We start from the raw sequence: 10,318 nt of genomic DNA on the forward strand, positions 1-10,318 counted from the left end.
TCACCCTTCCGTCGCTTCGCTCCTCCCTCCCTCTCCCACAAGGGGAGAGGGAATTGGCGCCGCTCGGCGCTACCGTGCAGGTCCGGCTGTTGCCACTGGCCCAGGCACCGCCGCCACCCCCGCCGGCGCCGCACTCGCCAACATCACCGCGCGCCCCGCGGAAGCCTTCTGCCGCGCCAGCGCCATCGTCAGCGCGGCGGCGCCCTTGGGGGTCATCGCGGCGAGGATCATTCCCGTCGCGCGATCGCGCATGCGCGCGGCGACCTTCATCTGCACGTCCATGTCGAGCTGCTCGAACACCACCGCCGCCGCGGCGGGCTTCATTGCCTGATAGATCCGCGCCAGCGTGTCGTACGATTCATCGGGCGCGGGCGCCCCCGGGGCGCCGGGAGCGCCGGCCGCCGGGTTCGCCGCGGGCGCGCCGGCTGCGGCCGACTGGAGCTCGGCCTTCATCCGCTTCTCCGCCGCGCGCGCCGCCTGTTCGCGCAAATCTAGCGCGCGTTTGCGCCTGGCCGCCGCCATGTCGCGCGCGCTCATGTCGCCGGCGATTTCGACGCCGAGCCGTGTCTTGTCGGCCGGGCCCGGATCGGCGACTTCGACCCCGGCGGCGACCGCGGCGGCGGAGGTCGCCAGAGCGGTCAGCAACAGCAAGGATGGTTTCGCGATCATGCGGCTTCCGCTCGCATTTCCGGTTGCGCCTCCCCGTCGCCGCGTTCGGCGGCCATCGCGCACAATTGCGTGGTCAGGCTGGCGACCTGCGCGAGCCGTTCGGCGGTGCCGTCGGCGATCCCGACGATCATGTCGAGCTCGTCGAGCAGCGTTCGCCCGCGCGCGAGCGTGTCCTGATGGTCGCGACACGCCTCGAGCGCGTGCTTCAGTTCGCCCAGCACGTGGCGCGCCTCGCCGGTCGCGCGGTCGAGCGCGCCGACCGTATCGACCAAAGTCCCGCGCTTCATCGCCTGGAAGGCGCGCATCAGGCGCACGCTCTGCACGAGCACCGCCGAACACAGGATCATGACGAGGATGTTGCTCAGCTGCGCGATCGTCATGGCAGCGCCTCCGTTGCAATGTCATTCGCCAGCCGGATCGCGATGTTGCGGTTGCGCTGGCCGATATGCGCGCGCGCGACGAGCACGCCGCTGCATTGCAGCTCGACCAGATCCTCGGGACTGCGGTCGAGCGCGATCGTGTGGCCGATCGCGAAATCGCGCACCGTCTGGAGCGGCAATTGGCGCTCGCCGAGCACGACCGACACGGTCAGCTCGGTCTTGCGCAATTCGGCGGCGAGATGGCTTTCCCAGATCGTGTCGCGCCCGAGCTTCTCGCCCATGAAGCGCTGCGCGAGCTTGGCGCGGACCGGCTCGATCGTCGCATACGGCAGCAGGATCGAGAAGCGTCCGCCGCGCCCGTCCATATCGACGCGGAAGGTCGCCACCGCGCAGACGTTGGTCGGCCCGGCGATCGCGGCGAAGCGCGCGTTGGTCTCGATCCGCTCGAGCTTGGCGGTGCCGGCGGCGATCGGCTGGAGCGCGGCGGTCATGTCGGCGAGCGCGAGGCTCAGCATCCGCGCGACGAGGCTCGTCTCGATCGTGGTGAAGCCGCGCCCGTCGATCATCAGCGACTGCCCGCCCTTGCGCCCGCCGAGCAGCGCATCGACGACGGCGTAGATCAGCGACGATTCGATCGTGATCAGCCCGTAATTCTCCCATTCCTCGACGCGGAACACCCCGATCATCGCGGGCAGCGCGAGATAGCCGATGAAATCGCTGAAGCGCACCGAGGTCACCTCGTCAAGGCTGACGTCGATCGAATCCGAGGTGAGGTTGCGCATCGAGGTGGTGAAGGTGCGGACCATCCGGTCGTACATCACCTCGAGCATCGGCAAGCGGTCGTGGTTGATCGCATCGGATTCGATCAGCGCGCGCAGGCCCTGTTTCGGCGCGGGGGCCGAACCGACGCTGTCGAACAGCGCGTCGATATCGGCCTGACCGATCGAAGCGCCGAACGAGGTGTCGCCGATCGGCGGATCGGGTAGCTCGAGATCGTCGAAATCGTCGCTCATTGCTGGATCAGATCCTCGATCAGCACGTCCTTGACCTGGTCGGGGCCGAGCGCGTCGCCGGCGCGGAGCAGGATCTGTTCCTTGATGCGGAACACCGCCGCCGAGCCCGCCAGATCCTCGGGCCGCAGTTCGCGCAGGAACGGCTGGATCGCGTCGATCACCAGCGGGAGGCGCTTCTTGAGCTCCTCCGCCTTGACGCCGGGCGCCGCGACCAGTTCGAAATGCAGCTTGAGGTAGCGCGTCGCGCCGTCGGTGCTGTGGAGATTGACGACCACCGGCGGCACGTCGAGGAAGCTCTCGGCCTCGGCGCCTTCGCCGGCCTCCGCCGCGGGGTTGGGCTTCGCCGCTTTCTCGGTCTTGGCATCCTTGGTGCCACCGAGGAAGAAGAACGCGCCTCCGCCGCCGCCGGCGAGCACCAAAGCTGCCGCCGCGCCGATGATGATCAGCTTGTTCTTGCGCTTGGCAGGCGGCGGGCCGCCTTCGACTGCATCCACCGTGACTGCCGACATCGCCTTGCCCCTGCAATTGCCATCGCTTGTCGGCGCATCTCACAGCGCCGATCGAAATGCCGGGGCCGCGCGTCGGCCCGGGCCATTTCTTCCTATTATAGGCGTGCGGTCGGCAAAAATTGCCGGGCGCCCCAAGAATGCGAAAGGCTCGAGCGCACCCTCATGGACATGCCCTCCTACGTCCTGCTGAGCCAGGAGCAGGCGCTGCAGCGCCGGCTCGAGGTGGCGGCGAACAACATGGCCAATATGAACACGAGCGGGTTCAAGGCCGAGCAGCCGGTGTTCCACGAATATGTCGCGCAGGCCGGCGATACCGCCGCAGCGCAGACGCCGACCACCTCGTTCGTGCTCGATTACGGCGCGATCCACGATCTCGGCCCCGGCGCGTTCGATCCGACCGGCAATCCGCTCGACGTGATGATCGAGGGGCCGGGCTATCTCGCGGTCAGCCTGCCCGCTGGCGGCACGGCTTACACGCGCGCGGGCAGCCTGAAGCTGTCGCCGACCGGCGAACTCACCGCGGCGAACGGCGGGCTCCTGCAAGGCGAAGGCGGCAGCCCGATCACGATCCCGCCGGAGCAGATGGGCCAGGTGTCGATCGCCAGCGACGGCACAGTCAGCACGCCGCAAGGCCCGGTCGGACGGATCGCGGTGACGACTTTCGGCGCCGAAGGATCGGTCACCCCGCGCGGCGACGGCCTGTTCGACGGCAAGAACGGCACCGAACTGCCCGCCGCCGAAACGCGTCTCACCGCGGGGGGAATCGAGGGCTCGAACGTCCAGCCGATCGCCGAGACGACCAAGATGGTCGAGATCCTGCGCGCCTATCAGAGCAGCGTGGCGATAGCCTCGAGCCTCAACGACATGCGCCAACACGCCATCGACCAGCTCGGCAAAGCGAGCTGACCTTCACAGGAGAACCGCACCCATGCGTACCCTTTCGATCGCCGCGACCGGCATGATGGCGCAGCAGACCAATGTCGACGTGATCTCGAACAACATCGCCAACATGAACACCACCGGATACAAGCGCCAGCGCGCCGAATTCCAGGATCTGCTCTATCAGGACGTCGCGCGCCCCGGCGCCTCGACCAGCGGACCCGAGACGATGGCGCCGACCGGCATCCAGATCGGTGCAGGCGTCAAGACCGGCGGCGTCTATCGCATCGCCGAACAGGGCGCGCTCAGCCAGACGAGCAATCCGTACGACCTCGCGATCCAGGGGCGCGGCTATTTCCAGGTGACGATGCCCGACGGCACCACCGCCTATACGCGCGACGGCTCGTTCCAGCTGTCCGACCAGGGCGAACTCGTCACCGCCGACGGCAATCCGGTCGAGCCGGGGATTACCGTGCCCGCCAACACCGTTGCGGTGACGGTGTCGAAGACGGGCCAGGTCCAGGCGACGCTCGCGGGACAGGTCGCGCCGCAGACGATCGGCCAGTTGCAGCTCGCGACCTTCCCCAACGAGGCCGGGCTGCACACCGAGGGCGGCAATCTGCTGACCGAAACTGCCGCCTCGGGCCAGCCGATCATCGGATCGCCCGGCGATCCGAGCATCGGTACGGTGCAGCAGGGGTTCGTCGAGGCGTCGAACGTCAATCCGGTGTCGGAGATCACCGCCTTGATCAGCGCGCAGCGTGCCTACGAGATGAACAGCCGTGTCGTGAAGAGCGCCGACGACATGCTGTCGACCGTCGCGCAGATCCACTGACGATGAGCGCGCTGCTACTCCTCGCGGCGCTCGCCGCGACACCGGCGACGAGTGACGTGGCGGTGCTGCTCCACCCGGTCGCACGTGGCGAAATCGTCGGGCGCGACGACGTGGCCGCCGAGCCGCGCGCGCCCGCCGCGGTCGGGCTCGCGCTCAGCCCCAAGGCGGCGATCGGGCAGGAGGCGGTGCGCGACCTGCCCGCCGGGATCGTGCTCGGCCGCTCGGACCTGATCGCGCCGCGGCTCGTCAAGCGCGGGACGCCGGTCACGCTGTGGGTGCGCAAGCCCGGCGTGCTGATTTCGACCGAGGGCCGCGCGCTCGCCAGCGGCGCGGCTGGCGACAGCGTCCGCGTCTTCAGTATCGTGACCAATCGTACGCTCGACGGGGTGGTCGAAGGCCCTGCCGCGGTCCGCATCGTCGCGCCGTGATGCGCCAGTCAAGGAGCCGCCTGATGAACAAGCCCGCGCTGTTGCTCGTCGTCGCGCTCGCCGCGCCGCTCGCCGGATGTGGCGCGGTCGGTCGGCTCAAGGCGATCGGCAAGCCGCCCGCGATGAGCGAACTGCAGCCGCCCGAAGCCCCCGATATCGAAGCCTCGCTCGGCAGCGCCGGCGGGACCCAGCAGCGCGCCTGGGCTGCGCCGCCCGCGACGCCCGCGACGCCACCACCGGCGCAGACCGCTTCGCTGTTCCGCCCCGGCGCGGGCGCTTTCCTGAGCGATCAACGCGCATCGCGGTTGGGCGATATCCTGACGATCAAGATCAACATCGCCGACAAGGCCGATATCGGCAATTCGACCACGCGCTCGCGCACGGGAAGCGAGAATAGCGGCGCGGCGGCGTTGCTCGGCCTGCATACGCTGATCGCCAAGGCGCTGCCGGGGAGCGATCCGGCCAAGCTCGTCAGCACCAATTCGGATTCGGAGAACAAGGGTAGCGGCACGATCAGCCGCAGCGAGACGATCGCGATGACGATGTCGGCGATCGTCACGCGCGTGCTGCCCAACGGCAATCTGCTGATCCGCGGGCGGCAGGAGGTGCGCGTCAATTTCGAGCTGCGCGAACTGATCATCACCGGCATCGTCCGCCCGCAGGACATCGCGCGCGACAACAGCGTCAACCACACGCAGATTGCCGAGGCGCGGATCAGCTATGGCGGCAAGGGCCAGCTGACCGATGCGCAGCAGGCGCGCTGGGGGCAGCAGATCTACGACGCGCTCTTCCCGTTCTGAACGTGGCGCACGGTTAACGCGCGATCAGGCATCAATAAATCCCGCGCGCGAAACCGGCGCGCGTCGCGTCTCCTAGAATGAGGCTGTGCCCCACCTCATCGCGGGCACCGTGGGCCGGCGATCCGTCCCGAAGCCGCAGAATCGGCTGCTCTTCGAGAAGGAAAAACTAGCATGAGCATGTCCGTCAACACCAATGCCACTGCACTGACCGCGCTGCAGAACCTCAACAACACCACGATGTCGATCAACGAGGTCCAGAACCGGATCAGCACCGGTCTGAAGGTTGCGTCCACCAAGGACAATTCCGCCGCCTATACGATCGCGCAGACGCTGCGTGGCGACGTCGGCAATCTCGCTTCGGTGAGCTCCTCGCTCAGCCGTGCGTCGAGCACGGTCGACGTTGCGGTTTCGGGTGCGCAGCAGATCTCCGACCTGGTCAACCAGATGTCGGCGATCGCGACCTCGGCGTCCGACGCCGGGCTCGATTCGGCCAGCCGCACGGCGAACGCCGCCGATTTCGACGCGCTGAAGTCGCAGATCACGTCGATCATCGATTCGTCGAGCTTCAACGGCACCAACCTGCTCAAGACGGCGGGCGGATCGGTCAGCGCGCTGCAATCGACCGACACCAGCGCAGCGACGCTGTCGGTTGCCAACCAGGGCATGGATGCGAGCGTCATCACCGCGATCGGCACGACCTTCACCACCGCCGCCACGGCAAAGACGATGGTCGATACGCTCGCCACGGTGAAGACCTCGGTCAACAGCACGCTGAGCGCGCTGGGCTCGGCCTCGCGCGCGATCGCGGGGCAGGCGTCGTTCGTCAGCAGCCTGTCGGACACGATCACCAAGGGTATCGGCAACCTCGTCGATGCCGATCTGTCGAAGGAATCGGCGAATTTGCAGGCATTGCAGGTCAAGCAGCAGCTCGGCGTGCAGGCGCTGTCGATCGCCAATCAGGCGCCGCAGGCGATCCTGAAGCTGTTCCAGTAATCGCCCCGCCCGGGGTGGTTGCTCGGGCCGGGCGGCAGCGATGCCGTCCGGCCCGTTTCGTTTCCGGGCTATGGTAGTTTTCCTAACGCGACGCGGATCGGTTCGCGCGCGAAACGTCATGGTCAGGCACGGATATCGAGAGGGGGCCCCATGGTTGCGCACGCGAGTGGATCGAAGCTGGTCGCCAGCGATTCGACGATCTTTTCCCAACCCGATGCGATCCGGCAGGACGCGCCGCAGCCGACCTATCGAATCCACTGGACGCTCGCCGTGACGGATGCCGCCGCGCTGTGGGGTTCGGCGTTCGAAAAGGGCCTGCAATCGCCCGGCCTCGATGTCGCCGCGCTGATCGACGTGATCGGTCCGCGCGAGGATCCTGCGGTTGCCGAATGCATCGCGATGCTGGCCGCGCCGCAGGCGATGCCCGGCTGCAGCATCCCCGATTTCTGGATCGACCATATCCCCGCGCCGGCCTGGCTGCCGACCAGCCCGTGGGGGGTGTGATCGGCGCTCGCCGGGATGCGCGCGATCAGTCCAGCGGACGCGGCTTGCCCTCTGCGAGCAGATGCGTGCACAATTGCGCCTCGGGCGTGTCGCCAGGCTCGAGCGCGGCGACGGTGACCCAGCCCGCCGCGCGCATCGCGGCAGCGATCGCCGGGTCGGTGCCGAGCGGCACGAACAACCGGCGCCGGTCGACTTCGGCGATCCCCGCCGCGACGATCGCATCGGCGTAGAGCGAGAAGCCGACCGCGGCTTCCTCCGCGCCGTTCTCGTGGACGATCGTATAGCTGCCGCCGCGCCCGATCTCGCCGAGCACGCCGCCCGCGAAGATCGAGAAACCAAGCCAGCTCTGATATTCGAAGCCATGGCGCTCGGTCGGGTCGAGCGTCAGCGCGACGCGGCCCTTGAGTCCCTCGGCGATCTGCCACAGTCCGTCGAGCCGTGAGGTAAGGGCACCGCCCGCGTCGAATGCGCAGAGCCGGTCGTGCGCGGTCTCGAACGGTCCGGCTGCCTCGACCAGTGGGAGATAGGCATGCGCGAGCGCGGCGACCGCGCCGGCATCCTTGGCATCGAGCCGGTCGCGCAAGGTGTCGATCTGGCCGGGGTCGATCGGGAAGGGACCGGTCGCGAGCACGTCGATCAGGTCGGGCAGGGTGAAGTCGATCGACACGTTGGGCACGCCCGCCGCGGCGAGCGCGGCGACTGCCACCTCGACGATCTCGCGCGCGGCGGCGATCGTGTCGAGGCCGATCAGCTCGCAGCCGATCTGGCGCAGTTCGCGGTTCGGCGCGAGTTGCGAGGCGCGCAGCTTGAGCACCGGGCCGGCATAGGACAGGCGGACCGGGCGCGGGTGGTGGCCCATGCGGGTCGCGGCGATGCGGCCGATCTGCGCGGTCATGTCGGGGCGGATCGCGAGCGTCGCCTGGGAGACCGGATCGACGAAGCGCACGGCATCCTGCGCGCGCGCCGCCTTGAGGCGGCCGGCGAGGCCCGCTTCGAACTCGGCGAGCGCGGGATCGGCGCGTTCATAGCCATAGGCGTGCGCGGCGCCGAGCAGCGCTTGCTCGAGCCGCGCGGCGGCATCGGCGAAGGGCGGGAGCCGGTCGTGGAAGCCGGTGGGGAGGAGGGCGGTGGTCACGTCTTTTCTTTCTCCCTCTCCCCTTCGGGGAGAGGGTCGGGGAGAGGGGCAGTACCGAGCGCAACGCTGATCGCTTCGAGCACGCCGTCGAGGTTTCCCATCACGTCGGCGTTGGTGAAGCGGATCACGCGATACCCTTGCTGTTCCAGCCACACGGTGCGGCGGGCGTCATAGGCTCCGTCGTCGGCGTGGCTGTCGCCGTCAAGCTCGATTACGAGCTTTCGCGCGCGAGCGACGAAGTCGGCGATGTAGGGGTAGATGACGACTTGGTGGTTGAACTTTACGGCTTCGAAGCGTTTGGCGCGGAGGTTGTACCACAGACGGGCTTCGGGCGGCGTCGGGTTGCTGCGCATGTGTTTGGCGCGCGCCAGCAGCTGCTTGTCGGTTTGTGGCACGGCCCCTCTCCCCGGAGGGGAGAGGGAGAAGAAGAGGCTACCGTCGTCCGCTCAGAACGCCAAGCCCATCGCGGTCTTCACGCCCGCCAGCGCGCGGACCTGCGCGAGCAGATCGGGCGTCAGCGCTTCGTCGATCGACAGCAGCAACACCGCCTCGCCCCCCGCCGAACGGCGGCCGAGATGAAAGGTGCCGATGTTGACGCCGCCCGTCCCCAGCAACGTGCCGAGACGTCCGATGAAGCCCGGCGCATCCTCGTTGACGACGTACAGCATGTGCCCGGCGAGATCGGCCTCGATCTTGACCCCGAACAATTCGACCAGCCGCGGCGCGGCGTCGCCGAACAGCGTGCCCGCGACCGAGCGCTCGCCGGCATCGGTTTTGACCGAGACCCGCAGCAGCGTGTGGTAATCGCCCTCGCGCTCGGTGCGGACTTCGCGCACTTCCATGCCGCGCTCCTTGGCGAGCAATGGCGCGTTGACCATGTTGACCGTGTCGGTCTGCGTGCGCAGGAACCCGGCGAGCACCGCCGACACCATCGGCTTCTGGTTGAGCTCGGCGGCGGCGCCCTCGGTGTGGATCGAGATGCGCGCGATCGAGCCGGTGGTCAGCTGTCCGACCAGCGACCCGAGCTTCTCGGCGAGCGCCATGTACGGCTTCAGCCGCGGCGCTTCCTCGGCCGACAGGCTCGGCACGTTGAGCGCGTTGGTGACGCCGCCCGACATCAGATAATCCGACATCTGCTCGGCGACCTGGATCGCGACATTGACCTGCGCCTCGTCGGTCGAAGCGCCGAGATGCGGCGTCGAGACGAAGTTGGGCGTGCCGAACAGCGGGTTGGTCTTGGCCGGTTCCTCGACGAACACGTCGAGCGCCGCACCGCCGATATGCCCAGAATCGAGCCCGGCCTTGAGCGCCGCCTCGTCGATCAGCCCGCCACGCGCGCAGTTGATGATGCGCACGCCCTTCTTCGTCTTGGCGAGATTTTCCGCCGACAGGATGTTGCGCGTCTGGTCGGTGAGCGGGGTGTGGAGTGTGATGAAGTCGGCGCGTGCGAGCAGTTCGTCGAGCTCAACCTTCTCGACGCCGAGTTCGACCGCGCGCTCTGGGCTGAGGAACGGGTCGTACGCGATCACCTTCATCCGCAGGCCGAGCGCACGATCGGCGACGATCCCGCCGATATTGCCCGCACCGATCAGGCCGAGCGTCTTGGCGGTGAGTTCGACGCCCATGAAGCGGTTCTTCTCCCACTTGCCGGCCTGGGTCGAGGCATCGGCCTCGGGCAGCTGGCGCGCGAGCGCGAACATCAGCGCGATGGCGTGCTCGGCGGTGGTGATCGAATTGCCGAACGGGGTGTTCATCACGACCACGCCCTGCGCCGACGCGGCGGGGATATCGACATTGTCGACGCCGATGCCGGCGCGGCCGATGACCTTCAAATTGGTCGCGGCGGCGAGGATCGCCTTGGTGACCTTGGTCGAGCTGCGGATCGCGAGGCCGTCATACTCGCCGATGATCGCGATCAGTTCTTCGGGGGTCTTGCCGGTGATCTCGTCGACCTCGACGCCGCGTTCGCGGAAGATCTGCGCGGCTTTTGGGTCCATTTTGTCGGAAATGAGGACTTTTGGCATTTGGATTTCCTTCTTCTTTTCCCTCTCCCCTTCAGGGGAGAGGGCAAGCGAGCGAAGCGAAGCGCGGGAGAGGGGCTGTACGGAGAGGGCAGGTCTCGGTGAGACACAGCCCCTCTCCCCGACCCTCTCCCCGGAGGGGAGAGGGAGAA

The 10,318-nt window shown here is 67.9% G+C and carries 13 protein-coding genes; 6 read left to right on the top strand and 7 right to left on the bottom strand.

Annotated features, from left to right (window positions below; genetic code table 11):
- Positions 1–69: 69 nt before the first annotated feature.
- Genes RH90_RS08250 through RH90_RS08265 form a run of 4 tightly spaced genes read right to left on the bottom strand, consistent with a single transcriptional unit; the run spans position 70 to position 2,571 of the window.
- Positions 70–669: a MotE family protein gene (locus tag RH90_RS08250; protein ID WP_010185053.1), complete on the bottom strand. Its 600-nt coding sequence runs from the start codon at positions 667–669 to the stop codon at positions 70–72.
- Positions 666–1,049, bottom strand: coding sequence for a DUF6468 domain-containing protein (locus tag RH90_RS08255; RefSeq protein ID WP_010185054.1), 384 nt, complete (start codon positions 1,047–1,049; stop codon positions 666–668). The genes RH90_RS08250 and RH90_RS08255 overlap by 4 nt, the downstream gene beginning before the upstream one ends.
- Entirely contained in the window at positions 1,046–2,062 is a 1,017-nt protein-coding gene (gene fliM, locus RH90_RS08260; protein ID WP_010185055.1) for a flagellar motor switch protein FliM, read from the bottom strand. The genes RH90_RS08255 and fliM overlap by 4 nt, the downstream gene beginning before the upstream one ends.
- Complete coding sequence (locus tag RH90_RS08265) at positions 2,059–2,571, bottom strand: flagellar basal body-associated FliL family protein (RefSeq protein WP_010185056.1); 513 nt, start codon at positions 2,569–2,571, stop codon at positions 2,059–2,061. The genes fliM and RH90_RS08265 overlap by 4 nt, the downstream gene beginning before the upstream one ends.
- A gap of 162 nt (positions 2,572–2,733) precedes the next feature.
- Here RH90_RS08265 and RH90_RS08270 point away from each other — a divergent pair, with 162 nt between their 5' ends.
- The 6 genes from RH90_RS08270 (at position 2,734) to RH90_RS08295 (ending at position 7,010) form a co-directional block, all read left to right on the top strand.
- Positions 2,734–3,477 carry a flagellar hook-basal body complex protein gene (locus RH90_RS08270; protein WP_010185057.1) on the top strand — a complete coding sequence of 248 codons (744 nt, stop codon included), beginning with the start codon at positions 2,734–2,736 and terminating at the stop codon, positions 3,475–3,477.
- Between the two features lie 22 nt (positions 3,478–3,499).
- Positions 3,500–4,285 carry a flagellar basal-body rod protein FlgG gene (flgG, locus tag RH90_RS08275; protein ID WP_010185058.1) on the top strand — a complete coding sequence of 262 codons (786 nt, stop codon included), beginning with the start codon at positions 3,500–3,502 and terminating at the stop codon, positions 4,283–4,285.
- 2 nt (positions 4,286–4,287) lie between these two features.
- On the top strand, positions 4,288–4,713 hold the full coding sequence (gene flgA / locus RH90_RS08280) for a flagellar basal body P-ring formation chaperone FlgA (protein WP_010185059.1): 426 nt from the start codon (positions 4,288–4,290) through the stop codon (positions 4,711–4,713).
- 23 nt (positions 4,714–4,736) lie between these two features.
- A complete protein-coding gene (flgH, locus tag RH90_RS08285) occupies positions 4,737–5,513 on the top strand; it encodes a flagellar basal body L-ring protein FlgH (RefSeq protein WP_010185060.1) in 777 nt (258 codons plus the stop codon).
- 171 nt (positions 5,514–5,684) lie between these two features.
- Positions 5,685–6,506, top strand: coding sequence for a flagellin (locus tag RH90_RS08290; RefSeq protein ID WP_010185061.1), 822 nt, complete (start codon positions 5,685–5,687; stop codon positions 6,504–6,506).
- A gap of 150 nt (positions 6,507–6,656) precedes the next feature.
- Positions 6,657–7,010 (top strand): hypothetical protein, encoded by a 354-nt coding sequence (locus RH90_RS08295; protein WP_010185062.1) that lies wholly within the window; start codon positions 6,657–6,659, stop codon positions 7,008–7,010.
- Between the two features lie 25 nt (positions 7,011–7,035).
- Here the strand turns inward: RH90_RS08295 and RH90_RS08300 are convergent, their stop codons facing one another.
- The 3 genes from RH90_RS08300 to serA are packed head-to-tail and all read right to left on the bottom strand — an operon-like array spanning position 7,036 to position 10,169.
- Positions 7,036–8,145, bottom strand: a complete 1,110-nt coding sequence (locus RH90_RS08300) for an ATP phosphoribosyltransferase regulatory subunit (RefSeq protein ID WP_010185063.1) — start codon at positions 8,143–8,145, stop codon at positions 7,036–7,038.
- Positions 8,142–8,540, bottom strand: coding sequence for an endonuclease domain-containing protein (locus RH90_RS08305; protein ID WP_010185064.1), 399 nt, complete (start codon positions 8,538–8,540; stop codon positions 8,142–8,144). The genes RH90_RS08300 and RH90_RS08305 overlap by 4 nt, the downstream gene beginning before the upstream one ends.
- A 51-nt stretch (positions 8,541–8,591) precedes the next feature.
- Positions 8,592–10,169, bottom strand: coding sequence for a phosphoglycerate dehydrogenase (gene serA / locus RH90_RS08310; protein ID WP_010185065.1), 1,578 nt, complete (start codon positions 10,167–10,169; stop codon positions 8,592–8,594).
- Positions 10,170–10,318 lie beyond the last annotated feature (149 nt).

It is taken from the genome of Sphingomonas sp. PAMC 26605 (genome assembly GCF_000241485.1).
Lineage (GTDB): Bacteria > Pseudomonadota > Alphaproteobacteria > Sphingomonadales > Sphingomonadaceae > Sphingomonas.

Coding starts and splice junctions, on each gene's coding strand:
- flgH (WP_010185060.1), top strand. CDS start 4,737: ATGAACAAGCCCGCGCTGTTGCTCGTCGTCGCGCTCGCCGCGCCGCTC.
- flgG (WP_010185058.1), top strand. CDS start 3,500: ATGCGTACCCTTTCGATCGCCGCGACCGGCATGATGGCGCAGCAGACC.
- flgA (WP_010185059.1), top strand. CDS start 4,288: ATGAGCGCGCTGCTACTCCTCGCGGCGCTCGCCGCGACACCGGCGACG.
- RH90_RS08295 (WP_010185062.1), top strand. CDS start 6,657: ATGGTTGCGCACGCGAGTGGATCGAAGCTGGTCGCCAGCGATTCGACG.
- RH90_RS08290 (WP_010185061.1), top strand. CDS start 5,685: ATGAGCATGTCCGTCAACACCAATGCCACTGCACTGACCGCGCTGCAG.
- RH90_RS08270 (WP_010185057.1), top strand. CDS start 2,734: ATGGACATGCCCTCCTACGTCCTGCTGAGCCAGGAGCAGGCGCTGCAG.
- fliM (WP_010185055.1), bottom strand. CDS start 2,062: ATGAGCGACGATTTCGACGATCTCGAGCTACCCGATCCGCCGATCGGC.
- RH90_RS08250 (WP_010185053.1), bottom strand. CDS start 669: ATGATCGCGAAACCATCCTTGCTGTTGCTGACCGCTCTGGCGACCTCC.
- serA (WP_010185065.1), bottom strand. CDS start 10,169: ATGCCAAAAGTCCTCATTTCCGACAAAATGGACCCAAAAGCCGCGCAG.
- RH90_RS08255 (WP_010185054.1), bottom strand. CDS start 1,049: ATGACGATCGCGCAGCTGAGCAACATCCTCGTCATGATCCTGTGTTCG.
- RH90_RS08265 (WP_010185056.1), bottom strand. CDS start 2,571: ATGTCGGCAGTCACGGTGGATGCAGTCGAAGGCGGCCCGCCGCCTGCC.